General features: G+C 35.8%; 29 protein-coding genes and 1 riboswitch. Of the genes, 13 read left to right on the forward strand and 16 right to left on the reverse strand.

Annotated features, from left to right (window positions below):
- Positions 1–71: 71 nt before the first annotated feature.
- Positions 72–422 carry a hypothetical protein gene (locus GKP30_RS04135; protein WP_216828148.1) on the forward strand — a complete coding sequence of 117 codons (351 nt, stop codon included), beginning with the start codon at positions 72–74 and terminating at the stop codon, positions 420–422.
- A 131-nt stretch (positions 423–553) separates the two neighbouring features.
- On the forward strand, positions 554–1,033 hold the full coding sequence (locus tag GKP30_RS04140; RefSeq protein WP_216828149.1) for a spore coat protein: 480 nt from the start codon (positions 554–556) through the stop codon (positions 1,031–1,033).
- Positions 1,034–1,110: 77 nt separating this feature from the next.
- Here GKP30_RS04140 and GKP30_RS04145 read toward each other — a convergent pair whose 3' ends face one another.
- The 6 genes from GKP30_RS04145 to dapD all read right to left on the reverse strand — a co-directional run bounded on the left by GKP30_RS04145 (position 1,111) and on the right by dapD (position 5,762).
- Positions 1,111–1,962, reverse strand: coding sequence for a manganese catalase family protein (locus tag GKP30_RS04145; RefSeq protein WP_216828150.1), 852 nt, complete (start codon positions 1,960–1,962; stop codon positions 1,111–1,113).
- A gap of 100 nt (positions 1,963–2,062) precedes the next feature.
- Positions 2,063–2,308, reverse strand: a complete 246-nt coding sequence (locus GKP30_RS04150; protein WP_216828151.1) for a YkuS family protein — start codon at positions 2,306–2,308, stop codon at positions 2,063–2,065.
- 83 nt (positions 2,309–2,391) lie between these two features.
- Positions 2,392–2,574 (reverse strand): Ger(x)C family spore germination C-terminal domain-containing protein, encoded by a 183-nt coding sequence (locus GKP30_RS23990; RefSeq protein WP_216828152.1) that lies wholly within the window; start codon positions 2,572–2,574, stop codon positions 2,392–2,394.
- Positions 2,575–2,624: 50 nt separating this feature from the next.
- Positions 2,625–3,755 carry an N-acetyldiaminopimelate deacetylase gene (locus tag GKP30_RS04160; protein ID WP_236034892.1) on the reverse strand — a complete coding sequence of 377 codons (1,131 nt, stop codon included), beginning with the start codon at positions 3,753–3,755 and terminating at the stop codon, positions 2,625–2,627.
- Positions 3,752–4,969: an aspartate aminotransferase family protein gene (locus GKP30_RS04165; RefSeq protein WP_216828153.1), complete on the reverse strand. Its 1,218-nt coding sequence runs from the start codon at positions 4,967–4,969 to the stop codon at positions 3,752–3,754. Before GKP30_RS04165 ends, GKP30_RS04160 begins: the two co-directional genes overlap by 4 nt.
- Positions 4,970–5,039: 70 nt before the next feature.
- Complete coding sequence (gene dapD, locus GKP30_RS04170; RefSeq protein ID WP_216828154.1) at positions 5,040–5,762, reverse strand: 2,3,4,5-tetrahydropyridine-2,6-dicarboxylate N-acetyltransferase; 723 nt, start codon at positions 5,760–5,762, stop codon at positions 5,040–5,042.
- 240 nt (positions 5,763–6,002) lie between these two features.
- Here dapD and rraA point away from each other — a divergent pair, with 240 nt between their 5' ends.
- Positions 6,003–6,482, forward strand: a complete 480-nt coding sequence (gene rraA, locus GKP30_RS04175) for a ribonuclease E activity regulator RraA (RefSeq protein ID WP_216828155.1) — start codon at positions 6,003–6,005, stop codon at positions 6,480–6,482.
- A 219-nt stretch (positions 6,483–6,701) separates the two neighbouring features.
- On the opposite strand, the gene aceA is transcribed toward rraA, so the two are convergent.
- Positions 6,702–7,994 carry an isocitrate lyase gene (gene aceA, locus GKP30_RS04180; RefSeq protein WP_216828156.1) on the reverse strand — a complete coding sequence of 431 codons (1,293 nt, stop codon included), beginning with the start codon at positions 7,992–7,994 and terminating at the stop codon, positions 6,702–6,704.
- 615 nt (positions 7,995–8,609) lie between these two features.
- A riboswitch (TPP riboswitch) is annotated at positions 8,610–8,713 on the forward strand.
- Positions 8,714–8,853: 140 nt separating this feature from the next.
- On the opposite strand from aceA, the gene GKP30_RS04185 reads away from it, so the two are divergent.
- Genes GKP30_RS04185 through GKP30_RS04205 form a run of 5 tightly spaced genes read left to right on the forward strand, consistent with a single transcriptional unit; the run spans position 8,854 to position 13,421 of the window.
- Entirely contained in the window at positions 8,854–10,134 is a 1,281-nt protein-coding gene (locus GKP30_RS04185) for an acetylornithine deacetylase (RefSeq protein ID WP_216828157.1), read from the forward strand.
- Positions 10,135–10,185: 51 nt separating this feature from the next.
- Entirely contained in the window at positions 10,186–10,866 is a 681-nt protein-coding gene (gene tenA, locus GKP30_RS04190) for a thiaminase II (protein ID WP_216828158.1), read from the forward strand.
- Positions 10,856–11,632: an ABC transporter ATP-binding protein gene (locus GKP30_RS04195; protein WP_216828428.1), complete on the forward strand. Its 777-nt coding sequence runs from the start codon at positions 10,856–10,858 to the stop codon at positions 11,630–11,632. The genes tenA and GKP30_RS04195 overlap by 11 nt, the downstream gene beginning before the upstream one ends.
- Positions 11,629–12,381: an ABC transporter permease gene (locus tag GKP30_RS04200; RefSeq protein ID WP_216828159.1), complete on the forward strand. Its 753-nt coding sequence runs from the start codon at positions 11,629–11,631 to the stop codon at positions 12,379–12,381. Before GKP30_RS04195 ends, GKP30_RS04200 begins: the two co-directional genes overlap by 4 nt.
- Positions 12,378–13,421, forward strand: a complete 1,044-nt coding sequence (locus GKP30_RS04205; protein WP_216828160.1) for an ABC transporter substrate-binding protein — start codon at positions 12,378–12,380, stop codon at positions 13,419–13,421. The genes GKP30_RS04200 and GKP30_RS04205 overlap by 4 nt, the downstream gene beginning before the upstream one ends.
- Positions 13,422–13,479: 58 nt before the next feature.
- On the opposite strand, the gene GKP30_RS04210 is transcribed toward GKP30_RS04205, so the two are convergent.
- Positions 13,480–14,058: a hypothetical protein gene (locus GKP30_RS04210; protein ID WP_216828161.1), complete on the reverse strand. Its 579-nt coding sequence runs from the start codon at positions 14,056–14,058 to the stop codon at positions 13,480–13,482.
- A 233-nt stretch (positions 14,059–14,291) separates the two neighbouring features.
- Here GKP30_RS04210 and GKP30_RS04215 point away from each other — a divergent pair, with 233 nt between their 5' ends.
- Together GKP30_RS04215 and GKP30_RS04220 are read left to right on the forward strand one after the other, a co-directional pair.
- On the forward strand, positions 14,292–14,543 hold the full coding sequence (locus GKP30_RS04215) for a DUF2621 family protein (RefSeq protein WP_216828162.1): 252 nt from the start codon (positions 14,292–14,294) through the stop codon (positions 14,541–14,543).
- Between the two features lie 172 nt (positions 14,544–14,715).
- On the forward strand, positions 14,716–16,026 hold the full coding sequence (locus tag GKP30_RS04220) for an MFS transporter (protein WP_328703123.1): 1,311 nt from the start codon (positions 14,716–14,718) through the stop codon (positions 16,024–16,026).
- Positions 16,027–16,034: 8 nt separating this feature from the next.
- Here the strand turns inward: GKP30_RS04220 and GKP30_RS04225 are convergent, their stop codons facing one another.
- The 6 genes from GKP30_RS04225 to GKP30_RS04250 form a co-directional block, all read right to left on the reverse strand.
- Positions 16,035–16,433: an HPr family phosphocarrier protein gene (locus GKP30_RS04225; RefSeq protein WP_216828164.1), complete on the reverse strand. Its 399-nt coding sequence runs from the start codon at positions 16,431–16,433 to the stop codon at positions 16,035–16,037.
- 152 nt (positions 16,434–16,585) lie between these two features.
- Positions 16,586–16,741 carry a hypothetical protein gene (locus GKP30_RS04230; RefSeq protein ID WP_216828165.1) on the reverse strand — a complete coding sequence of 52 codons (156 nt, stop codon included), beginning with the start codon at positions 16,739–16,741 and terminating at the stop codon, positions 16,586–16,588.
- Positions 16,742–16,998: 257 nt separating this feature from the next.
- Positions 16,999–17,283 carry a glutaredoxin family protein gene (locus tag GKP30_RS04235; protein ID WP_236034894.1) on the reverse strand — a complete coding sequence of 95 codons (285 nt, stop codon included), beginning with the start codon at positions 17,281–17,283 and terminating at the stop codon, positions 16,999–17,001.
- Between the two features lie 236 nt (positions 17,284–17,519).
- On the reverse strand, positions 17,520–18,620 hold the full coding sequence (locus GKP30_RS04240) for a mechanosensitive ion channel family protein (protein WP_236034895.1): 1,101 nt from the start codon (positions 18,618–18,620) through the stop codon (positions 17,520–17,522).
- A 16-nt stretch (positions 18,621–18,636) separates the two neighbouring features.
- Entirely contained in the window at positions 18,637–20,061 is a 1,425-nt protein-coding gene (locus GKP30_RS04245) for a sensor histidine kinase (RefSeq protein ID WP_216828166.1), read from the reverse strand.
- 19 nt (positions 20,062–20,080) lie between these two features.
- Positions 20,081–20,770, reverse strand: a complete 690-nt coding sequence (locus tag GKP30_RS04250; protein ID WP_216828167.1) for a response regulator transcription factor — start codon at positions 20,768–20,770, stop codon at positions 20,081–20,083.
- Between the two features lie 117 nt (positions 20,771–20,887).
- Between GKP30_RS04250 and GKP30_RS04255 the strand changes: the two genes are divergently transcribed.
- On the forward strand, positions 20,888–21,904 hold the full coding sequence (locus GKP30_RS04255) for a phosphotransferase enzyme family protein (protein WP_216828168.1): 1,017 nt from the start codon (positions 20,888–20,890) through the stop codon (positions 21,902–21,904).
- Positions 21,905–22,014: 110 nt separating this feature from the next.
- On the opposite strand, the gene GKP30_RS04260 is transcribed toward GKP30_RS04255, so the two are convergent.
- Positions 22,015–22,332 carry a YtxH domain-containing protein gene (locus GKP30_RS04260; RefSeq protein ID WP_216828169.1) on the reverse strand — a complete coding sequence of 106 codons (318 nt, stop codon included), beginning with the start codon at positions 22,330–22,332 and terminating at the stop codon, positions 22,015–22,017.
- Between the two features lie 198 nt (positions 22,333–22,530).
- Between GKP30_RS04260 and GKP30_RS04265 the strand changes: the two genes are divergently transcribed.
- On the forward strand, positions 22,531–23,292 hold the full coding sequence (locus tag GKP30_RS04265; RefSeq protein ID WP_216828170.1) for a DUF3891 family protein: 762 nt from the start codon (positions 22,531–22,533) through the stop codon (positions 23,290–23,292).
- Between the two features lie 40 nt (positions 23,293–23,332).
- The gene (locus tag GKP30_RS04270; RefSeq protein WP_216828171.1) at positions 23,333–23,671 is read left to right on the forward strand and encodes a nuclear transport factor 2 family protein; all 339 of its coding nucleotides are present in this window, start codon (positions 23,333–23,335) and stop codon (positions 23,669–23,671) included.
- Between the two features lie 118 nt (positions 23,672–23,789).
- On the opposite strand, the gene GKP30_RS04275 is transcribed toward GKP30_RS04270, so the two are convergent.
- The gene (locus tag GKP30_RS04275) at positions 23,790–24,230 is read right to left on the reverse strand and encodes a MarR family winged helix-turn-helix transcriptional regulator (protein ID WP_216828172.1); all 441 of its coding nucleotides are present in this window, start codon (positions 24,228–24,230) and stop codon (positions 23,790–23,792) included.
- Positions 24,231–24,261 lie beyond the last annotated feature (31 nt).

A 24,261-nucleotide genomic window follows, 5' to 3' on the forward strand; every position in this document is an offset into this window, starting at 1 on the left:
CCGCCTACACTTTTTCGTCATTTAACCATATGTTATTAATATCTTGTACCGCAAAGAAAGGAAGATTCGAGATGAGCAATAACTTCGATCCGACTAATCAACAAAAATTAATGGAATTGGTTGTAGGTCAAGTGTTAAAAAAGCATAAGGTTTCCACTAAAGATATAAACCTTTCAAAAAAGGAAAAAAAGAAGATTAAAGAAATAGTTGGGGATATTGAAAGTGAGGTTCAACGCTTTCTTGATAACCAAAACAAACAATTAACTGAACGTGATTTTTCAAATAATCAAACAAACGAAGTTCAATCTGACCCAACACCATCTGCACAGTCTGCCCCACCTACTCAAAAGAAACGTCCAACTTACCATTCAACAAATGACATTAAATCTGTCAAAACATTTTTTAATAAATATCGTGATTAAAGTACACAGCTCCATTAATTTGGAGCTGTTTTTTTGTACATTGGACGAAGTGACCATGATATTTGTCCAAACAAGGTAGTCAGTCAGTACATATGTTGAAGTAGAAACTTAAAAAGGAGGAATAACCAATTATGAGTAACCAAGAAGTTTTCTATTCAACTGATAAGAAAAAATCAGATTGGTCAGCATTAGACTCTAAAAAGAAACACCCTCTATGTCCACCGAAAAAAGTAGAAGAAGATGATGTTACGCAAGGAGCAACTCAAACAAATAAAACATTACAACTATCTGAAGAGTATATTTTTATTAAAGATTCTTGTGATGTATCAGTAAATACAACTGATACGAAAGCTGCACTATCACTTCAAGCTTCTCTTCAAGCAGCCATCGCAATTGTAATTAGCATTTCAATATTGGATAGTGCTAAAGCAGAAACGATTACGCAAGAATTACTACAGTCATCAAAGATTAAACAGGTAACGAACCAAAAAACAATCATTGAAAACTCACGTAACGTTAACGTAACGACAACTGACACGCAAATTGCAGCTAACATTCAATTATTACTTCAATTATTGTTAGCTGTACTAGTACAAATCGACATTCTTTAATTATAAATAACTCCCCTATGTGGTGCCAGGCACCTTTAATACTTTAAAAAGGTGCCTCGCTATAGGGGGCTTTTTCTTTATGTGAGATGTGGAGGAATATGGTGATGATGGCCTGGTAGCATCGTGTTATGCATATATGGTGGAGCTGGTTTAAGCTTAGGCTTTCTGCCAAATGGTACTGGTTGCGCCACATACTGGAATTGCCCCATACTATCCATACTTGGTCCACTGGCCCAGCGCCCTCTACTACTTTCTTCACCACGAGATAAATTGAAGAAAGTATATGAAACTTCTTGTTTTTCCAAATGCCGAGGAAACGTACTAGGAACAACAATATTTTCTTGAGCTTCTAGCTCAGCAATGGCAGCTTTCCACATATTTTGATGCATCGTATCCCTAGCTATTAACCACGAAAGCATATCCTTTACGCCTCGATCATTTGTCATTTCATAAAGACGTACCGCTTGAAGTCGTCCTTGAGACTCATAAGTTAAATTCATTCGAAAATCTGCTAATAGATTTCCGCTTGCATTAATATAACTTGCTGTCCAAGGATTCCCTACACTATCTGCAGGCATTGCCCCTAAACCTGAAACAATCGCATGCTGTGGGTTCATGCCACCTAAGATCGCACCAATGACAGGATCTTTTGCGGCATCTTCCAAATCTCCGACTGGGGCACCGTCAAGCAATCTTGCAATCATTGTTGCCAACATTTCAACATGGGCTAATTCCTCTGTTCCAGTATCCATAAGTAAATCTCTATATTTTTCATCCCCTCTAAATGACCAGCCTTGAAATAAATATTGTAACGCTACTGATATTTCACCAAATTGACCACCTAGTACTTCTTGCAATTTTTTAGCATAGACTGGATCTGGACACTCTGGCTTTGCGGGATGTTGTAACTCTTTTATATGGTAAAACATCTAATCACCTCCATTATTTATTACATTCGGTGACTAGAATGTCCTATTCACAAAAAAAAGTGAAATCACATTTTAAAATATGATCTCACCTTTTTTATCATTATTGATTTAATTTTTGCTCAACTTGCTGACAAACTTCTTCAGCAGACATTCCTTGTGCTGAAATGACAGATCCAGCTGTAACCACATTTTGAATTCCCATCATATCTTGATCTTGTCCCGTAATTACGCAGCAATCACAACCATTTGCATCTTGCTCTTGCTTTAATTGAACAACATCATATCCTCTAGATTGAAGTTCTTGTTGTACAGCAGTTAACGATTGTTCCACACCAATTCTTGGCATGTCAAACACCTCCAAAAAACATATCAATTATTTGTTTCAATGTTAGGATGTACAGAAAAAGGATTATTATTCTAATTTTGTTTTTATCTAAAATATCCGAAGTCCCGTATCTCTGCTTCTACGTTACATGTAACATGTATGTTTGGGTATACCTCTCTCCAATCGATTTGTCTCCACTCTTTATAACTTATACTATTCCTGACATATCTCCCTATTCCTATACTATCTGCATTTAATTGCTGCATTGTCTTTATAATAACTTCCACTTCGTTTATTTTTAAATCAAATAAAAAAGACCCTCACATCAAGTGAAGATCTATTTTTCAGATTTAAAGAGTAAGTAATCAATTAAATGCCTAACAGCAACTTCTATAGCCTGTTCATTTGGCTCCAAGCGACTATCATGAAGGCCATGTGAACTGTTGACACCCAGCCAAAACATAAAGCCTGGGATTTCTTCTAAGAAATAACCAAAGTCTTCTCCAGTCATTGCTTCTGTACATTCAATCAAGTCGAATTTTGAGTGGTTACGCGTAAAGTTCATAAACTCGCGAGTTAACTCTTCATTATTATAAACTTGACAATAGTTTGCACCGTAATCGATCGTTGCGGTACATTCAAAACCGGCTTCGATTCCCTTTACAAGTGCTTCTATTCGCTGCTTGACTTTTTGCATGGATTCAATGGACAGCGTTCGAATCGTTCCTTCAATACGTGCCTTTTCAGCAATAATGTTTTGCTTCGTGCCACCTGTGATTTTTCCAATTGTAACAACAGCAGAGTCGAGTGGATCTACATTTCGTGAAACGATGGATTGAAGTTGCGTCACTAAATGAGCACCAGCAACGATCATATCTCTTGTGGTATGTGGATAAGCTGCATGTCCACCTTGACCTTTTAAGTCAATAAACAACTCAGAGGTATTAGCAAATAACAAACCTTCTCTCGTCGCAATTGTACCGACTGGATACTCTGGCGCAATGTGTAAAGCAACCATTTGATCAGGACGCCAATCTTTTAAGATGTCTGATGCTAGCATTGGTTGTGCCCCGCCTGGCCCTTCTTCAGCTGGTTGGAAAATAAATAAAAGGTCATCCTTAGGTTGTACATTTGAAAAGTGGGTCAGTACCCCTAATGCAATCGTCATATGAAGGTCATGACCACAAGCATGCATCTTACCAGGGTGAGTGGAACGAAACGAATATGACGTCTCTTCATCCATCGGCAACCCATCAATGTCAGCCCGGTAGCCAATCATCTTTGCAGGTTCACTTCCTTGAACCTTTACAACGATACCAGTTTTCCACGTTTTGATTTCCAAGTGTTCCTGCGGAAGTTGGTTGATATAGTCTAAAAGGAAAGCTTGTGTTTTCACTTCTTCAAAGCCTAACTCTGGAATTTGGTGAAGTGATCTTCTTACTTCTACTAATTTAGAAACATCAATCATTGGTTAAGCTCCTTCTGCTGCACAAGCTTAAGTTTTGCTTCAAAGATTTCGATAAATGCATCTATTTCAGTTTCCGTTAGGGTAAGTGGTGGAAGTAAACGAATGATCGTTTGTTGCGTTACATCGACTAAATAGCCTTCTGCTAACAGGTCACGTTGCAACCTCTTTGCATCCTCTGGGGCAAGGAATGTCACTATACCAACCATCATTCCCTTACCACGAATTTTTTCTAATACATTAGGATTTTTGTCTTTTAAACTATTTAATTTATCGTGTAAGTATTTTGAGCGAGCCACTGATTTCTCAAGTTCACCATCTTCTAGTAACACCTTTAACACTGTATTACCCAAGGCAGCACTTAATGGTGAAGGCGCAAAAGTTGTCCCGTGATCACCTGGTTTAAATAGATGGCTTAATTCGCTAGAAACGATAATACCTCCCAGTGGTAATCCACCGCCAACTCCCTTGGCAAATAAAATTAAATCTGGTGAAATTCCAGCGTGCTGATAAGCAAAGATTTTTCCTGTACGTCCGATTCCTGTTTGTATTTCATCCATGCAGCAGAGCACACCATACTTTTTCGTTAAACGAACAACCTCACGTAAATACTCCTCTTCTAATGGTAAAATACCTCCTGATCCGAGCACTGGCTCCATTAAAATTGCAGCAGGTTTCTTCGTTTTAATAATTTCTTCTAGCTGGTCCAGATTGTGAGGTTCAACTTCATAAACAGGCATATCTGTTACAGGGAAGTCTTGGTAAACCCCTGGTTGGCGAGTTAATTTTAATGCCCCCAACGTTCTACCGTGAAAACTCTTTTCCAGAACGACAACTCCACGATTACTTTTTTCTCCATCTTTCGTCCACTTATGAATTAATTTAACAGCAGCCTCTGTCGCTTCAGCTCCTGAATTCGTAAAGAAAACTTTCCCAGCGATTGACTGCTCCACTAACACTTTCGCTAATTGAATAGCTGGTTGATTTAAAAACACATTTGATATATGTAAAAACTTTTCACCCTGGTCTTTAATAGTTTTCACAATCTCTGGATGTGAGTGACCGAGTACATTAACTGCTAAGCCAGTAAATAAATCTAGATAGCTTTTTCCATCTGTATCAATAAGATGGTTTCCTTCACCTTTCTCAATCGTAATTGGTAAACGATTATACGTAGACATCATATATTGTTGATCGAGGCTTTGCCAATCCGTCATTAGTGGCCCTCCTTTTTAGATAGAATTGAGGCATCCATCAAGCGGTAGCTTAATGAATGCCGTAGGTAAATTAATTATCTTCGTTTAAGCGACGTAATTCTTGCTTAATTTCTGTTTTTCCTTTAGTTTTTTCATCAATTTCTTTAATAACACGAGCTGGAGTTCCAGCTACAACTGTATTAGGAGGAACATCTTCAGTAACGATTGCACCTGCTGCAACTACCGCACCTTTACCAACTGTAACACCTTCAAGAATTACAGCATTAGCTCCAACTACTACATCATCTTCAACTACAACTGGTTTTGCAGAAGGTGGCTCAATTACACCTGCTAATACTGCACCTGCACCAATGTGGCAGTTTTTCCCTACAGTAGCACGTCCACCCATTACAACATTCATATCGATCATCGTACCTTCTCCGATAACTGAACCGATATTTATGCTAGCACCCATCATGATGACTGCGTTATTACCGATTTCAACTTGATCACGAATGATTGCACCTGGCTCAATACGAGCTTGGATGTTTTTCATATCAAGTAATGGGATCGCTGAATTACGACGATCATTTTCTACAACATAATCTTCAATTTTTGCCTCATTTTGCTGAATAGCAGCTTCAATCTCTTTCCACTCACCAAAAAGTACACCTACATTACCAGTAATAAATGCTTTTGTTTCAGAACCAAATTCAATTCCTTCTAAATCACCTTTAATATGTACTTTAACTGGTGTCTTTTTTACACTATTAGAGATAAAAGAGATAATTTCATTTGCATCCATCATTTTCATTGTTCAAGCCTCCAATATTTTCTTTCAATGATTATGAGAAAAATGTCGTGTTGTGTTAAAAACAGATGACGAATTTTTCCGATAGTATGATTGTATCAAAAAAGTTAACAGACCTCTATTATAACATCCCACAATAACAAAAAAACTCTCTTCATGATATAAATTATTTAGCAAAAAAGCAGGAATTTTAAGAGGAAATGACGAATATTTATTCATCAATATTTACTAGGAGGAGAAACAATGCCTATACAAACTGCTGACTTACACGATGCACATGGAGATCAATTAATACTTGCTGAACCAATCTTTCAATTTTGGGGACAGAAAAAAACATTTGAAGGACCAATATGTACTGTACGTGTTTTTGAGGACAATGTATTAGTAAAAAAAGCTCTTCAAGAAGTACCTGAAGGAAGTGTTCTCGTAGTTGATGGAGGAGCTTCAAAAAAATGTGCTTTAATGGGAGATAACTTAGCTGAGATTGCAGTCTCACGTAATTTAGCGGGTGTTATTATCAATGGTTGCATTCGTGATTCTGCCCAAATTAACGAAATGAATATTGGTGTGTTTGCAATTGGAACGAATCCAATTCGTAGTATTAAAAAAGGATTAGGAGATAGAAATGTACCTGTTCAATTTGCAGGAGTAAACTGGCAGCCTAACCATTATGTCTATGCTGATAGTGACGGTATCTTAATCGCAGAAAACAAGTTAGATTAAATTTTAAAAAAAATGTCTAAAACGAGCATATTATGTGCTCGTTTTTTTCACGTTATAATTTTTGAAGGTTCTTTTCTTAAAGAACGTACTTTTCTATTGGATCCTTAAACTGCCAAAAGCTTGAAGAAAAAAAGAAGGCTGACCACCTTTTTTGGGAGTCAGCCTTTCAAGATTTATTTAAATTGATGAGAGAGTTTTGTTAGAAAACCGCTATATTGATTATTGCTTTTGGAATTGAGCTTCTTCAGTTGAACCTTTAAGTGCTGTAGTTGAAGAAGTACCACCAGATACAGTTTGAGATACTTGGTCAAAGTAACCAGTACCAACTTCACGTTGGTGACGAGTAGCTGTGTAACCATGCTCTTCAGCAGCAAATTCAGCTTGTTGAAGCTCAGAGTAAGCACCCATACCACGAGTCTTGTAGCCACGAGCAAGTTCAAACATGCTGTAGTTAAGAGAGTGGAAACCAGCAAGTGTAACGAATTGGAATTTGTATCCCATTTTCCCAAGTTCTTGTTGGTAAGTTTCGATTGTATCTTTGTCAAGGTTAGCTTCCCAGTTGAATGAAGGCGAGCAGTTATATGCAAGCATTTTCCCAGGGAATTTTGCATGAATAGCATCAGCAAATTGCTTCGCTTCTTCAAGACTTGGTTTAGAAGTTTCGCACCAGATAAGGTCAGCATATGGAGCATAAGCAAGACCACGTGCGATCGCTTGATCGATACCAGCATTTGTACGGAAGAAACCTTCTGGAGTACGCTCACCAGTAATAAATGGAGCATCTAATGGATCGATGTCGCTTGTAATTAAGTCTGCTGCATCAGCATCTGTACGAGCAATTACTAGTGTTGGTACACCAGAAACGTCTGCTGCAAGACGAGCTGATACTAAGTTACGTACAGCTGTTTGTGTAGGGATAAGTACTTTACCACCTAAGTGACCACATTTTTTCTCTGAAGCTAATTGGTCTTCAAAGTGAACACCAGACGCACCAGCTTCGATCATACCTTTCATAAGTTCAAATACGTTTAACTGTCCACCAAATCCAGCTTCAGCGTCAGCTACGATCGGCGCGAAATAATCAACTTCGCCTTCGCCTTCCATATGTTGAATTTGATCAGCACGTTGTAAAGAGTTGTTGATACGCTTAACAACTTGTGGTACTGAGTTTGCAGGATATAAACTTTGGTCTGGATACATGTGACCAGCAAGGTTAGCATCAGCAGCTACTTGCCATCCACTTAAGTAGATTGCTTTAAGTCCAGCTTTTACTTGTTGAACCGCTTGACCACCAGTAAGTGCACCAAGTGCATTTACATAAGGCTCTTCATTTACAAGCTTCCATAATTTTTGTGAACCTAAACGTGCTAATGTATGATCAATTTGAACTGAACCGCGTAAACGAACTACTTCTTCTGCTGAATAAGGACGCTCGATACCAGCCCAACGTGGGTCGTTATCCCATTGTTCTTGTAATTTCTTTGCTTCTTCTTGAATGTTTACTTTTGCCATAATCTCCATCTCCCTTTTCTTAAGAAAATTTTAATTTTTGATTGAGATATTATATCTAGTTGACCAATGCTATGTAAGTTTCTGTATAAAGACTAATTGGTTACTAGTTGATCAAAATCGTAGATACTATATGTCTCAATCAATTGACCCCAACTTCTTTACTGCTCACTCGTTTTCTGTATTACTACAGTTTGTTGTTTACAGTTTTATAATATAACAGGTTTATAGAAAACTCAACCACTTTTTTCACTTTTTTGCCTCTTTTAATAATAGTCGTAATATTCAAATATTTAAATTTAAATTCAAATCACGTTCAACCCATTGAATTACTTCCTACTACCTGGATTCCTGTTATTTATTAGGCTCATAAGCTCTCTTTAATCAATAAGTAAGTATTGTTGAAATCGTTATCAAAATTCTTTCTACTATAATCATAATTCACCCTTTTACCTTATTTCGTTTTATCCCTCTGTTGCAAAATCAATATTATAAATATAACTGTTATGAAACAGTTAATCACTTTCTAAATTTACTACCTATTATACTTTCAGACTTTTTAGTTGAGTTTCTATTGTAAGTATGTTAATTTTGTAGTCAGAAATGAGTTTAATATTATATGTCCACTAGGGGTGCTTTTATAAAAGCTGAGACTGGCAGAAGCCTAAACCCTTGTACCTGATCTAGATAATACTAGCGGAGGGAAGTGGATAGTCGGAACAGAGATATAAACACTCTGCACAGTTGTTTATGTACTGACTATTCAGCCACTTCCCTTCAATGGAAGTGGCTTTTTGTATAATCTGTAAAAGTCACCTCCTAATCTTTAACTTAGTTCTGTTTATTGAAAGGAGTGATGAACATGAGTGACATGACGATTAATCAACTACTCATTCAAATTGAAGAAAGAAAAGAAGAGCTCGTTGAATTAGCAAAGAGTCTCATTCGTTTTAAGACACCTAGTCCTCCAGCTCGAAATACAGCCGAGGCCCAGGAATTTGTTGCTACATATTTAAGTGACTTAGGTTTTTCAATTGATAAATGGGATGTGTATGAAGGTGATCCGAATGTAGTTGGTATTCTTTCGGGAACGAAACCTAAGGAATACAATAGCCTTCTCATCAATGGTCATATTGATGTTGCTTCTATTGAAGAGGGAGAACAATGGGATTATGACCCTTTTAGTCCTGTTGTAAAAGACAATATCTTATATGGACGCGGTGCTGCTGATATGAAAGGTGGCCTTGCGGGTTCCTTGTTCGCTATTAAGTTATTAAAAGAAGCTGGCATCCACCTTCCTGGTAACCTAACCTTTCAATCGGTTATCGGAGAAGAAGTTGGAGAAGCAGGAACACTAGAATGTTGTAAAAAAGGATATGATGCTGATTTTGCTGTCGTCGTAGATACAAGTAATTGTCAAATCCAAGGGCAAGGTGGAGTCATCACAGGATGGATTACCATACAAAGCCCACAAACATTTCATGATGCTAACCGTAGAAGTATGATCCATGCTGGTGGTGGGTTATTTGGCGCAAGTGCCATTGAAAAAATGACCAAAGTTATTCAAGGGTTAAAGGATCTTGAACAACATTGGGCTGTTACTAAATCGTACCCTGGCTTTCCTGCTGGAATGACAACAATAAATCCTGCAGTCATTGAGGGTGGACGTCACGCTGCTTTTGTTGCAGACCGTTGTGCGCTTTGGATTACTGTACATTTTTATCCAAATGAAGATCATGATGAAGTTGCAAAAGAAGTTGAGGATCATATCCTAAATGTTGCAAAAGCCGATCCTTGGCTACGAGTTAACCCTCCTACCTTTCGTTGGGGTGGTACATCGATGATTGAAGATCGTGGCGAGATCTTCCCATCACTAGCTATAGATGAGAAGCACCCTGGCTTACAATCACTTGCAAATGTTCATGAGAATATCTTTAATGACAAAGCAACGATCGGAATGTCCCCTACTGTTACAGACGGAGGTTGGCTCGGTGAAGCAGGCATTCCAACAGTAATCTATGGCCCAGGTAAACTAGAGCATGCTCATGCTGTTAATGAACAACTTTCTATGGATGAATTAGTCCAATTTACAAAAGTAATGACCCAATTCATCCATAAATGGTGTAATACAAGAAAAGTGTAAGGGCCTGTTTAGCGGCGTTTGAAAAACTAACAAAAGATAAGGAGCGATTCTATGAAATTTACAGATCGATTACATGAGAAAGCAAAACCTATTTGGAGAAAGAGTCATGATCATCCCTTTGTTCAAGGAATTGGACACGGTACCTTGGATATTGAAAAGTTCAAATTCTTTATGTGCCAAGATTACTTATATTTAATTGACTATGCTCGTTTATTTGCTTTAGGAAGTCTTAAAGGAACTGACCTTAAAACAATGTCTATCTTTGCAAAGTTACTAGACTCTACTTTAAATGTGGAAATGGATTTGCACAGACAATATGCCAGTCGCCTCGGAATTAGTGAAGAGGAACTTGAAGCAACAAAAGCGGCTCCAACTACGTTAGCTTACAGCGGCTATATGCTTAATGTTTCTCAACGTGGCTCATTAGCTGAACTTGTTGCAGCTGTTCTTCCTTGCACATGGAGTTATTATGAAATTGGTACAGAGTTAAGCAAAATCCCCGGAGCTCTTGAGAACGAAACATACGGAGAATGGGTAAAAATGTATGCTTCTGAAGAGTTTGGTGAATTAGCAGATTGGCTTATTACATTAATGAATGAGCTAGCAGAAGGTAAAACAGAAGCTGAACTAGCTGCTCTTGAAGAAATTTTCTTAAACACAAGCCGCTATGAATATATGTTCTGGGATATGTCTTACAACCTACAAATGTGGCCAACTGATGATGTGCAATAATGTTCTTACCTTTGAAAATATATCATTTGCCTATAAAGGTAAAAAGAAAGAAAAGATTACGCCCATCCTTGATGACCTATCTCTAACAATTAATAGTGGAGAATTTATTAGCCTTTTAGGTCCAAGTGGTTCAGGGAAAAGTACAATATTTCGCTTGATAACAGGATTAGAACAGCCCACTAGCGGTTGTATTTCCCTAGATGGAAAAAAGGAAATCAACCGATTAGGTAAAGTTGGTTATATGCCACAACAAGATATGCTTCTTGATTGGCGTAATATTCTCGATAATGCTTTTCTCCCTCTAGAAATTAATGGATTTACTAAAAAAAATAAAAAAGCACATGTATTACATTTACTTGAAGAGTTTGGATTGAAAGGACATGAATATGATTATCCACACCAACTTTCTGGCGGAATGAGACAACGAGTATCATTTTTACGGGCTATGCTCGGTGGCGGAGACCTTTTACTGCTTGATGAGCCTTTTAGTGCTCTAGATGCCGTTACCCGTCTGAATATGCAGGAATGGCTATTAGGTCAATGGGAAAAACTGGAGAAGACGGTCATTTTTATAACCCATGATGTTGATGAAGCTTTATTTTTATCAGATCGTATATTTCTGTTCTCACAAACACCATTGTCAAGCTATAAAGAAATAAAGGTGCCGTTGCCCCGACCAAGGAAATTAGAAAACTTGCTTTCACCAGAACTTTCAAAAATAAAAAGCGATTTACTGAATGAGTTAAGGCAGCAGGTGAAGCTATGAAACAATTAAAGTATTATTTAAGTTCTGTTATTCTCCTATTCATTCTACTTCTAGGTTGGGAGATTAGCGCAATTCAAGTAAATAAACCTTTTATCTTACCTTCACCAACTCTTATCTTTGCAAAAATGGTAGAGCTTCATGAAGTTCTTTTTAAAGTTCATTTATTTGCAACTCTGGAAGTCGTCCTAATTGGATTATCTATATCCATACTATTTGGAGTTAGTTTAGCGGTTTGGATGAATATGAGTACACTCGCTGAAAAAACTTTCTTCCCTATAGTTATTGCTTCACAAACCATCCCTATTATCGCCCTAGCACCGATTTTTGTTTTGTGGTTTGGATATACGATATGGAGTAAAGTTGTTGTAACAGTACTCATTACGTTCTTTCCAATTACGATCGGTGCATTTGATGGGCTACGTGCAACAAGTAAAGATCATATCGATTTATTACGCACAATGGGAGCTAACCGCTGGCAAACCTTTTTTAAAGTTCAAGTTCCAACCGCTCTACCCTATTTTTTCTCTGGCTTAAAAGTAGCTGTTACACTAAGTGTAATTGGAGCGGCAATTGGAGAATGGTTAGGAGCAAATGCAGGTTTAGGCTATTTTAGCCGCAGGATGATGACACAGTTTGATGGTGCAGGGGTGTTTGCTCCAATTGTCTGGTTATCAATTCTTGGCATTTCTTTATTTTTAATCGTAAAAGCAGTCGAATCTTATTTACTTAAATGGAGGAAAAAATCATGAAAAAACTATCAATGTTTGTCCTATCTCTTGCAACGGCTTTCAGCTTAGCCGCATGCGGAGCCGATAATCCACAACAAGAAGAAAACGAAGATGCTTCTAGTGAAGATGCAACTGGAACAACTGAAACAGAAGAGTTAACGAGTATCGATATTATGCTTGATTGGTATCCAAATGCAGTACACTCTTATTTATATGTAGCTAAAGAAGAAGGTTACTTTGAAGAAGAAGGGCTTGATGTAAATATAGTTTTCCCTGCAAACCCAACAGACCCTATTAACCTGGCTGCTTCTGGTGGCGTAACCCTTGGGATTACATACCAACCTGATGTAATTATGGCTCGTACAAAAGATGTTCCTGTTGTTTCCATAGCTGCTATTGTTCGTTCACCTTTGAACCACATGATGGTCATGAATGAAAGTGATATCGAGTCGCCAGCAGATTTAGAAGGAAAAACAGTAGGTTACCCTGGGATTCCTGTTAATGAACCCATCTTAAAAACTATGGTCGAAGCTGATGACGGTGACTATGATCAAGTAAACTTAATGGATGTTGGATTTGAACTAGGTTCTTCGATTGTAAGTGAGCGTGTGGATGCTGTTATCGGAACATATATTAATCATGAATATCCAGTATTAAAGCACCAAGGTCATGAAATCCGTTATTTCAATCCAATAGATTACGGTGTACCATCATATTACGAGTTAGTTATTGTAACAAATGAAAACAATTTAGAAGAAAAACGAGAAGAGATTCAAGCATTCTGGCGTGCTGCTGTAAAAGGTTATGAAAAAATGAAAAATGAACCTGGTGAAAGTTTAGATATTCTTTTTTCAAATCAAGACCAAGCCAACTTCCCACTTATTCGCGAAGTTGAAGATCAAAGTTTAGAAATTCTTCTTTCCAAAATGGAAACTGAAAATGAAAGTTTTGGAAGTCAAACAAAAGAATCTTGGCAAGAAGTAATTGATTGGTTATTATCTGCTGGACTTATTGATGAAGCTCCTTCGGCTGATACCATTTTTGAAAACATTACAGAATAAATCATAAAAAGCTGCATTTAATTATGCAGCTTTTTATTACCCTATTGTTTTTGGAGATTTATATTTTCTCTCTTAACCAAACAAATAAGATTTCTCCTTCTTCCTCTTTGGCTTCAAACATAAGGGAGTATTTACCTAAATCATATTCGTACATCCAGAGACCTTCCATCTCATTTCGTTCACTGACATTTGGACTTCCAAGTGTCTCCTCTAATTTTTTACCATCTAGATCATATTTCTCGGTTGATAAAGCTATCGCCACTAAACGATTAGTTTCTGGGTTTATAAAAAAGGTAACATCTTCATAACGAAAGTATTCTCCACCCTCATAATATCCTGTATCAATTGCTTCTCCCCTGCTTAGTAGTATTTGTTCTTTATCTGTTCCTAGCGGAAATTCTATATTATTTAATTGACCATCAGAACCTTTTTCAAGCCAACTAAGATCAATATTATTGATTTGTTTTTCTTCTTTATTAGCAGCTAAAACAGCCCCTGTATCGCTATTTCCCTTTAATAATTCAGCTTTATCGTCATCTCCATTAACAGAGAATTGCCCACCCAGATAATCAATTGAAAATATAGCTGTAATTACTAACATTGTAATTAGTGAGAATTTAAATAGAAAACGTTTCATGTCCTTACTCCCTCCAAACTAAATGTCTTTTAAACGATTTACCTTAAATTAATAGCTTGTCCATTTAACTATTTGTTACATGTTTACCCTATCTAATTTAAAATTATGCCTAAAATCATTATCTCTTTATTTAGAAGTAAAGTGATTTGTTAAGATTCAAATTGAGATAATTAAGCAATTATGTATATAATAGGTTTGATAATAAAATAGGTTTTTGAAAGGATTGAAACATAGTGAGTTGGAGTAATGAAGCAACATCTTTATTAGAAGAATTATTAGCACCAGTACCCGTTTTTGTTAGACCAATGGCTAAAAAGGGAATCGAAGCAAAGATTAACGAATTAGCTAATGGCGAAGAAGTGACTAAAGACCATGTCATTAGAGGATACATCCTTGCTTCACCTGGTCCGATGCAAAAACGTGCTGTAGCTTTACTAAAAAGTAAAAAAATCGATTTAACACCATATGAGGATTTATTAAATTAATGATTACGATTAAGAAAGGGAGAAACTATTTCTCCCTCTTCTTATTGAATAAAGTTTTTTCTTCAATTTTTCATAAATAATATATTCCCTCCTGTTCCCCGTTCTCCTGCTTATTTTTCTAAAATTAGGTCAAAAAGATTAACCCTATGCTTTTTTTGTTGATTCCTTTACAATAAATAGTATGAATTTTCGAAATAAATATAAAAGGTTGGTTTTCTTTATGAAACATAGTTCTTTACATAAGGGTTGGCTAATGCTTTTCCTTATTGTCCTAAGTGTATTAGCCTGTCTTGGTTTTGGTCGATTTTCGTTTGGTGCAATTCTTCCTTTTATGAAGGACGGGTTGCTTCTTGATTATCGCCAAACAGGACTAATTGCTTCATCTATCTTTTTAGGATATCTAGTCGCCGTCTTACTTTCTGGCTTTTTTGTCTTAAGGTTTTCAGCTAAAAAAGTAATTGTTGCTTCATTATTAGTCATTTCATTGGGTATGATCATCACTGCAAATGCACCTAATTTTTTTGTAGCTTATATGGGAAGTTTTATAACAGGGCTTGGATCAGGAGGTTCATATGTCCCTTCGCTAGGCCTAATAAGTCAGTGGTTTTCGCCTAAAAAAAGAGGAATGGCCATGGGAACAGCCATGGCCGGTTCAGGGGTAGGGATGGTTTTTAGTGGCTTTGCTGTACCAGCTATAGTTGTTATTAATATTGACCAAGGCTGGAGAATTAGCTGGTATATACTCGCGTTTCTAGTAATTGCGATCGCGCTTATTAATTGGCTGTTCCTCAAAGACAAACCAGAAGATGCTGGGTTACTTCCAATTGGCGCCACTAATAATAATCCGACGTCAATTAATACTCTAGAGGAACCATTAGTAAAACCTAAAACTGTTTATAGTAATAAAACACTTTGGTTTATTGGTTCAATCTATTTCTTATGGGGGATGAGTTACCTCATTTTCTCTACGTTTCTTGTAGACTACTTAATTACTGACGTACATTTTACAAGTCAACAGGCTGGGAACTTTTTTGCAGCGGCTGGGGTTGCTAGCATTATAAGTGGTTTTGTATGGGGAAGTGTTTCTGATAAACTTGGTAGAATGGTTTCATTAATGATTGTATTTTTTACACAGTTTTTCATGTTAATGGGACTAAGTTTTACGACAGATAGCTTATTAATTTTTATGCAAGTCATTATTTATGGTTCAACACTCTGGGGAGTTCCAACCATTATGAATGCCAGTGTAGGAGATTATATTGATGCAAAGTATATTCCAGTAGCAATGGGATTTGTAACGATATTTTTTAGTGCAGGTCAACTCGTTTCTCCTATCATTACTGGTTTCTTAATTGACTACACTAACTCCTATTTAAGCGCACATCTTATGTCTGCGATTACATGCTTTATTTGTGGTTTAGGATGCTATAGTCTTTTTCACTTTGAACGAAAAAAAGCCAGCAGCTTTAAACTTGAAGTATAGAATTTAAGCTATAATTCTTTTTTACCTGATCTAAAATACGATTGAGCTACTGAACGAACAGAAGGGTTCCAAAATGACATAGAGTTACACATCTCTTTTTGAACCGTTTCTGCCCCTTCTTCCTCCCAGTAGCTTAATTGAACTTTTTCATGAAGCTGTTCTACAAAGGATTCCCAAAACTGAAGAACCTTATTTGCATCTTCACCTTCGATAAATATTTTATATTGTTCTCCGATTCTAGTCATCATCATAAAGGACATTAAGCCTAACATACTTTTCCCATTACATTGATGACATGCTGTTTGAAAATAAATTTTGCTATTAAAACGCTCATTGATGGTAACTAATTCAATTACTTTTCTTACTGTAAGCCCTTTTGGAAAGGTTAACCCCTTTTCAATTTTCATATAATTTCCCCTCCGTATCATTGTATTGAGGAATATTATAATACTAAACCTACAGCTGCAACTACAATGGTGTAATATTAATTAACACTAAAAATCGCACAAAAAACTACCTTCTCAGTGCTGAACAAAGAGAGGCAGTTTTCCAAATTTAATTAACTATATTGTGGTTTCATTTTAGAACGTTTATTTACATGCTGATCTGCACCCATGGCAGCAATAGCCCCATCAGAAGCTGACACAACTACTTGGTTTATAGGTGTAAGTCTAGCGTCACCACCAGCAAAGACTCCGTCAACATTTGTTCTCATGAAATCATCTACTTCGACATAGCCTTATGAATCTCGAGCAATTTCATTTCCTAGGAAATCAGTTCCTGGCTTCATTCCACCTAAATACACGAATACACCATCAACATCCCATGTTTTCTCTTCTCGATTATTATCAAGAATAACAATTTGTTCTACATTGTCATTGCCTCTTATTTCTCTAATACGGGCCTCTTATATACAGTAGCATTTTTTATCTCCTCTAATTCGTTAAGATCTGCATAGAATATCCTTTGTCACTAGTTCAAAGATGTCTTGTTCGTTGCACTCTTGTCTGCTTTTACTTCACCCTCTAAAGGAAAACCAAATGCTTTTCTAAATTTCTTCTCTTGAAAACCTAGAATTAATTTCCCATTAACATAAGTTGCTGGTGTACCCATAATCTTTTTTTCTTTTAGTTGATCAAAATATTCTTTTACAACCGATACATTTCTTTCCTCGTACTCTATGCCCCACTCTTTTAACGCAGTTTTGACCTTCTCACAATAAGGACAACCTTTACTCGAATAAACAATTACTTCCATAATCCACACCTCCATTTATCTATTTTCTACTTTTAATATTAAGTGGTTTTTTTTAATAGTCAACATTAAATGATAGTAATTATTAAATAGAAATTACAACTAGTCTATAATCAGACACTTGACTCTTAAAGTGCTCTTTTCTAAGAGGTTACGAAACAGCAAAAAATATGCAAGATAGGTATAACCTCATACAAAAAGAAGAGGCTGACGTAAATATCAGACTCTTCTTTATAGTGCTAGCTATCTGTTCCAATTTCTTTAAAATTATCTCCTTTTTCAACCGTTTCAACATATAATGAGCGACTTGGAAATGCGATGGACGCTCCTTCCTCTTCTAGGATTTCCATGATCTTGTAGTTAATATCTTCTTTAACCTCTAAATACTCACTCCAAATAGTAGTTTTAGTATAGAAGTATATGAATACATCCAAACTACTTTCATTAAATTTATCAAAACGAACCATAATCGTTTCAGGATGAACATCCTCGTGATTTCTGATCAATTCCTCTATACGTTCTACACAGCTCCGCATCTGATTTCTAGTCGTTTGATAGGTTAAACCTAAATTAAACATAATTCTTCGTTTACCCATATTACTAAAGTTTTCAATTTCTTGATTGGCTAAAGTTGAGTTAGGAATAATGATCACTGAATTAGCAAATGTACGAATTTTTGTACTCCTAAATCCAATGTCCTCAACTACACCTTCAACAGAAGGGGTCTTTATCCAATCACCAAGTGAAAATGGTTTCTCGGTAATTATTACTACACCGCCAAATAAATTACCTAAAGTACTTTGGGCAGCAAGTGCCACAGCTAAACCACCAATACCTAAACCTGCTACTAAGTTGTTAATATTATGCCCCCAAGCTTGAGCGACGAGGCTAAGAATAACGGCAATGATGATAACCTGAACTACTCTTGAAAAAAACGGAATTAAAATTTCATCAAATTCTACATCAAGCTTTTCTTTAAGCTTTTCAAACACACTTGAGCTTTTACTTGAAAGTTTAACTAATCCCGCCCCAATAATTAATATAACGATCGTATTAAAAATACGATCAATTAATAATTCTGTACTTATTGGTAAGTCGTGCGTTTTTATTCCTATATAAATCGGTAAAAAGATAAAAAACGCCCGAAGAGGTTTTTCATATGCACCTAAAACAGCAATAAAAAATTGATTATTCGTTTTATTAACTACCTTCGAAATTAGATAGATTACAAACTTTGATAACCATCTATTTATAAAGACAAAGAAAATAACAATAATAATCGTTGTAATTTCACGATATTGCATAAAAAATTTAATGAGTTGACTCATCAATTCTGGCAATTCTAAATTCCCCCAATCAATCTTCCTTCTCTAATCCTTCTTGTGGTAATATGATAGAAAATGTTGTTCCTACATCAATAGCACTTTCAACAGTTATCTTTCCATCATGGAGGTCAACAATATGTTTCACAATTGCTAGACCTAAACCACTACCACCATTTTTAGATGTCCTAGATTTATCGACTCTATAAAATCTCTCCCAAATGTATGGAAGTTCATTTTCTGGGATCCCTTGTCCGTTATCAGCTATAATAAGTAACAAACTTTGTGACTGTTCATCCTTTTCAATGCTTACTTGAATTTTTCCATTTGGTGAATAACGGATACTATTTTCAATCAAATTTTTAATAACTCGCTTCATTTTTTCTCTATCAAAGATAGCAGCCCATTGTTTATTTTCAATATCAAGTTCAAACTCTATGTTTTCTTGTTGTAATTTCAAGTCAAAATCTAGCTTTAAATCATGGAACCAAGAATATAAGTTTACAACATCCTTATGAAGTTGTATATTCCCCTCCTCGTATTTTGCTAACTCAAATAAATCATTTACGAGCACTTCCATATTCTTTGCCTGCTTATAAATCATATCAGCCTGTTTTTTGCACAATGTATCACTTTCTTCTCGATCCTTTAATAAAGCCGCGTACGCTTTTACATAAGTCAGTGGTGTTCTTAAATCGTGTGAAATATGGGATAAAAATTCTTTTCTAGTATCATTGTAACGTTTTAATTGGTTAGACATTTCCTGAATATCTCGAGCTAACCTTCCAACTTCATCCCTAGAAGTTGTTTGAATTTCGTATTCAAAATTTCCTTGAGCAATTTGGTTAGTGGCTTTTCCCATCTTTTGTAACGGATCTGTTAATACTCTTGTTAAATATAAAACAAATAATAAACCTACACCAAATATAATTATACTCATAATAAATACAAGTTGAAGTATGTTATTTTTTGTTGTTTCAAATTCTCTCATATCTTGATCAATAAATAAATATCCTTTAACTCGTTCATTAACGTATACAGGCTTCATTGACCAAATGTGTTGAATGTGATGATCGAGTATTGAAACATATTCTGTAATTGGTTGCTTACTACTTGGATGAAATGTTGTTGTATCAATGATTTGTTCAATCCATAAATGATATGCTTCTATTAGATCTGAATTAATAGGCTGAGCCATAACTAAAGGATTTAAATGTTCATCAAAAAGAAGGAAATTAACAGTATCTTCTTTTTCCATTTTTAGAACATGTACGATCGTATCGATAACAAAGTGATTTTCAATGCTGTCAGCATGAGCGACTAACCGGTGTTCTAATTGTTTTGTTAGGTGATCACGATAAAATTCTTTTGACTGAATATAAAACGTAAAGCTCATCGTTAATATAGTAGCTAATAGACTAACCACTAAGAGCATTGCTAGTTTTGAAGATAGGTTCATCGCATCCTCCAATGTTATTTCATGAAAGTTCTTGAACGACTTGATAACCGATACCCCAAACCGTTTCAATGACTTTATGGGTATATCCTGTTTTCTTTAACTTCTCACGAATATTTTTTATATGAGCATCAACATTTCTTGCATCTCCATCAAATGAAAAATCCCATTCAAGTTCAACTAATTGTTCTCTTGAATAGACTCTACCAGGGTGACTCGCTAAACGGAAAAAGAGCTGATATTCTTTTTTGGTTAAGGGTACAACTTGTCCACTGTAAGATACTTGATATTTTTCTTGATCAAAGGTTAGGCCGTGGATTTCAAAAGTCTCATCTGTAATGGCAGATCGTCTTATGACAGATTGAATTCTTGCCACCATTTCTCTTGGTTCAAATGGCTTTACAATATAATCATCTGCACCTCGATTTAATCCCTTTACGATATCATCCGTATCTCCTAGTGCAGTTAACAATATAACAGGAGTATCCTTCATCTTTTGGATTTGTTTCATTTCAGTGAGAACCGAAAAACCATCCATTACTGGCATCATGACATCTAGGAGGACTAGGTCAACATTTTGTGAGTCAAGAACTTTTAATGCAACCTCCCCATCCTCTGCTGCTATTGTTTCATAGTCACTTTGTAAACAGATACTTATCAATTCACGCATATCACTTTCGTCATCAACTATAAGAATGATCTTTTTTTTCATTTTTACTCCTCCAATTGTAACCTAACATTATTATAATTCGTCTAATTATATACCTAGATAGAAATCTATGTTCAGTGTCTTGTACTTTTTAAATGAAATATATAAGGAAGTGACCCTATGGAAAAAGAAGTCCAACAATATTTTAATGATAGTATTTTAGTTCAAGCAGCTAGTACCTATCAAATTACGTTCTCTTCTTTAAAAGAGTTAGGCAGTTTTGAGAACTACGTCTTTGAAGGTGAAAATTCTAAAGGTGATAAAGTCATTTTAAGATTGACTCATAGCTCCCATCGGACAAAAGACCAAATCGAGTCAGAGCTGAATTGGTTAACATACCTACATAAACACAATGCTCCAGTTTGCGTTTGTTTGCCCTCTAATAATGGAAACGTTGTTGAAACGATTAAAGCTCATGATACGGCTTTCTACGCAAGCTTATTTGAAAAAGCACCTGGTGGTCCAGTAAAAGTTCATGATATTTCTTTTAACGATAAGCTAATCACAAAATGGGGAGAAACGATTGGTTGCTTTCACCGATTAACGATTAATTATTCTCGTCCAAACTCGATAGCCAAGCGTCCAGACCTAGTTGAAGAATACGATAAACAATTTGCACCCTTTCTCCCAAAGGAACAGAAGCTTCAAGAAAAAGTTAGTGAAGTATTACAAGCCGTTAAAGCACTGCCTAAAACATTAGAACGATATGGACTTATCCATTCTGATGTTCACTCAGGTAACTTTTTTTATAATCAACTAACAAATAAAATTGTAGTTTTTGATTTTGATGATTGTTCTTATCATCATTTAATTAGTGATATCGCTATCCCTGTTTATTATTCATCATGGTTAAAGCATGATAACCAACTAGACAGAAACAATTTTAGCCATGAATTTCTTATGCATTTCTTAAAGGGGTACCAATTAGAACGTTCTTTACATTTAGAGAGCCTTAAGCACCTACCATTATTCCTAAAGTTACGGGACTGTGAGCTATATGGCGTATTCCATAAGAAATGGGACATTGCTAACTTAAATGAGAAACAACAAAATCTATTGGATGAGATCTATGAGCGAATTATGAACGATCAACCTATAGTGGATCTCAACATCGACCAGATTATTCAGTCGTTATAGTGTGTAATGCTCCTTTAGTATTTCCCACCTATTATAAAGTAAAAATATGTAGAAATTATAAAGGGACCTAATAACACCTCTAAGATGAACAAAGAGGCTGACATTGCAAGTCAGCCTCCTCTTTGTTCATCCATATTATCTAGAAGATTATGAACGACATAACCTACTTCGCCGCCACCTTGGTCTTCTTCCTGATTATTCGTTTCATCTATTTCAAATAAATCCTGCGCCCATTCACTACCCATTTCTAAAATCATATGAGATAGTGGTTTATCTTCTTGGGGGGTAATGTTCAGTTTTTCGATGAGATCTTGCCTAATCTCTTCTCCTTTTTTAGGGGCAAGTAATAACGCACTAGCTGCACCAATCATTCCACCAAAAAGTGCACCAATAACAAACCCTGGTCCTATATTATTCTTATTACCCATGATACAAACCAACTCCTTTTAGGCACTTTCTGCTTTCCTTTTTTATCCTTATCCTTAAGATACCCGGTTTGACTACATATATGCTCTATTTGATAGGATTGAGAATAAAATAACAGGCTACTTAGCATTCTCTTTGAACATGTAGCTTTTCATCGTTACAATAAAAGTATTCAAATAAATAGAAGGGCGTTGATATTAATGATTTTCCGTGAAACAAAAGATGCATTTCTTATGATAAAACAACATGATCACGCCTATATTTCAGGAAAAGTCGTTGAGTACTTTACACGTGATCTTCTCCAGTCCGACATTTTTTTTCAAGATACTATCTATGCTGCGTATGAACACGACCGAAGTTGGGTCGGCTTAGACGAGACTCCTATATGGAATGATCAAGTACATGTTCCATATTCGTTTTCGGATTTTCCACTTATCCCTAAGTTAGCTTTTTACAATATTGGGATAGATGAGGTCGAAAAAGTTAACCCCTATGCAAGCTTATTGTGCAGTCTGCATTATTGTTCGTTTTTCTCTCGCTCTACTGATGAGCAAGTCATTAAATTTTTAAATAAAGAACGAAAAAGACAAACAAACATTAAAAACAATCTAATAAATCTTAATCATGAACTACTACTAGAACATTTCCGCTTACTTCAATTCTCAGATGACTTATCCCTGTATATTTGTTTAAATGAACCTGGTGTATCTAAGGCTGAAGAACACCCATGGTTTGTTAACGGTTTTGCAAATTCAGAAATTTTTACAAAGGACAAAAAACCTCTTGTAGCCAATTGGTTGAATCAAAATGAAATTAAACTAAATTCGTTTCCTTTTTATGAAGAGTTTCAATTAACGTTATCGTACAAGACCGTGCTAAAAAGTGCTATTCAAGTTATGGGTATAGCCAAGGCATATGAGAACAGTATAGTAGAAGAACAGCAGATCTTAGTTCGAAAGTAGTTCCGTTACACATATTATGAATTGAAATGAGGGTACCACAATGGAAAATATGGCAGAACAATTAGCTCAAAAACAGCTAGATGCTTATAACAATCAAGATATAGAAGAATTTTTATCTGTTTATAGTGAGGATGTTTCTATTTATGAATTTCCTTCAACGTTGTTATACAAAGGCATTGATAAAATGCGAGAACGTTACGATCAACTATTTAAAACAAATCCAAATCAACACGCCAAACTGCTTTCAAGAATGACCAATAACAATATAGTGATTGATCATGAACATGTGACAGGTAGAGCAAATGGAGTTAACGTATTTGCTATAGCTATCTACGAAGTCGAAGGTGATAAAATTACAAAGGTTTGGTTTATAAAATAAAACTTTATTTACCTTTTTAAAATTTTCTACTTCTTCTACTCTCCTAAATAATACCTGTAACCATAAAAATTAAAAACACATGAATTCTTTACTATTGAGAATTTCATGTGTTTTTTATTTATTGTAAGTTTTTATTAATTTTATCAAGTACACGTAAAAAGACAGTTAAATCATCTTTCGGAATTCCTTCAGAAATTTGTTCGATAGTTTTTTGCGCTTGCTCAATGAGACCAATTTGCATCTTTTTCCCTTCAGAAGTTAAAAAGATCAGATTAGTTCTTCCATCAACAGGGTGCTGTACTCGTTTAACTAACCCTCGCTTAACAAGGTTATTAATCAACCTCGATACACTCGGCTGATCTTTCCCCGTTAATATCGCAAGCTGTTGTTGTGTCAGTCCGTCTTCTTCCCATAAGCGGATCATAATCGACCACTGGTCATGTGTAACTGGATAATCGTTATCTTTAAAATTTTTATTTAATCGATTAATAACGAGTCGACCTGTACTAGCAATTCTGTATCCAATCGATTCTTGTAAAACGTACTTTCGATAGTCCATATTGATCCCCTATTCGCCTATTAATACATTG

The organism is Alkalihalobacterium elongatum (assembly GCF_019024285.1).
GTDB classification, from domain to species: domain Bacteria; phylum Bacillota; class Bacilli; order Bacillales; family Bacillaceae_F; genus Alkalihalobacterium; species Alkalihalobacterium elongatum.

Coding starts and splice junctions, on each gene's coding strand:
- aceA (WP_216828156.1), bottom strand. CDS start 7,994: ATGGCAAAAGTAAACATTCAAGAAGAAGCAAAGAAATTACAAGAACAA.
- GKP30_RS04160 (WP_236034892.1), bottom strand. CDS start 3,755: ATGATTGATGTTTCTAAATTAGTAGAAGTAAGAAGATCACTTCACCAA.
- GKP30_RS04260 (WP_216828169.1), bottom strand. CDS start 22,332: ATGGGTAATAAGAATAATATAGGACCAGGGTTTGTTATTGGTGCACTT.
- GKP30_RS04205 (WP_216828160.1), top strand. CDS start 12,378: ATGAAAAAACTATCAATGTTTGTCCTATCTCTTGCAACGGCTTTCAGC.
- GKP30_RS04200 (WP_216828159.1), top strand. CDS start 11,629: ATGAAACAATTAAAGTATTATTTAAGTTCTGTTATTCTCCTATTCATT.
- GKP30_RS04150 (WP_216828151.1), bottom strand. CDS start 2,308: ATGCCAAGAATTGGTGTGGAACAATCGTTAACTGCTGTACAACAAGAA.
- GKP30_RS04225 (WP_216828164.1), bottom strand. CDS start 16,433: ATGAAAATTGAAAAGGGGTTAACCTTTCCAAAAGGGCTTACAGTAAGA.
- GKP30_RS04275 (WP_216828172.1), bottom strand. CDS start 24,230: ATGGACTATCGAAAGTACGTTTTACAAGAATCGATTGGATACAGAATT.
- GKP30_RS04195 (WP_216828428.1), top strand. CDS start 10,856: ATGTGCAATAATGTTCTTACCTTTGAAAATATATCATTTGCCTATAAA.
- dapD (WP_216828154.1), bottom strand. CDS start 5,762: ATGAAAATGATGGATGCAAATGAAATTATCTCTTTTATCTCTAATAGT.
- GKP30_RS04210 (WP_216828161.1), bottom strand. CDS start 14,058: ATGAAACGTTTTCTATTTAAATTCTCACTAATTACAATGTTAGTAATT.
- GKP30_RS04235 (WP_236034894.1), bottom strand. CDS start 17,283: ATGGAAGTAATTGTTTATTCGAGTAAAGGTTGTCCTTATTGTGAGAAG.
- tenA (WP_216828158.1), top strand. CDS start 10,186: ATGAAATTTACAGATCGATTACATGAGAAAGCAAAACCTATTTGGAGA.
- GKP30_RS04265 (WP_216828170.1), top strand. CDS start 22,531: ATGATTTTCCGTGAAACAAAAGATGCATTTCTTATGATAAAACAACAT.
- GKP30_RS04255 (WP_216828168.1), top strand. CDS start 20,888: ATGGAAAAAGAAGTCCAACAATATTTTAATGATAGTATTTTAGTTCAA.
- GKP30_RS04245 (WP_216828166.1), bottom strand. CDS start 20,061: ATGAACCTATCTTCAAAACTAGCAATGCTCTTAGTGGTTAGTCTATTA.
- GKP30_RS04270 (WP_216828171.1), top strand. CDS start 23,333: ATGGAAAATATGGCAGAACAATTAGCTCAAAAACAGCTAGATGCTTAT.
- GKP30_RS04165 (WP_216828153.1), bottom strand. CDS start 4,969: ATGACGGATTGGCAAAGCCTCGATCAACAATATATGATGTCTACGTAT.
- GKP30_RS04230 (WP_216828165.1), bottom strand. CDS start 16,741: ATGAGAACAAATGTTGACGGAGTCTTTGCTGGTGGTGACGCTAGACTT.
- GKP30_RS04140 (WP_216828149.1), top strand. CDS start 554: ATGAGTAACCAAGAAGTTTTCTATTCAACTGATAAGAAAAAATCAGAT.
- GKP30_RS04135 (WP_216828148.1), top strand. CDS start 72: ATGAGCAATAACTTCGATCCGACTAATCAACAAAAATTAATGGAATTG.
- rraA (WP_216828155.1), top strand. CDS start 6,003: ATGCCTATACAAACTGCTGACTTACACGATGCACATGGAGATCAATTA.
- GKP30_RS04250 (WP_216828167.1), bottom strand. CDS start 20,770: ATGAAAAAAAAGATCATTCTTATAGTTGATGACGAAAGTGATATGCGT.
- GKP30_RS04145 (WP_216828150.1), bottom strand. CDS start 1,962: ATGTTTTACCATATAAAAGAGTTACAACATCCCGCAAAGCCAGAGTGT.
- GKP30_RS04185 (WP_216828157.1), top strand. CDS start 8,854: ATGAGTGACATGACGATTAATCAACTACTCATTCAAATTGAAGAAAGA.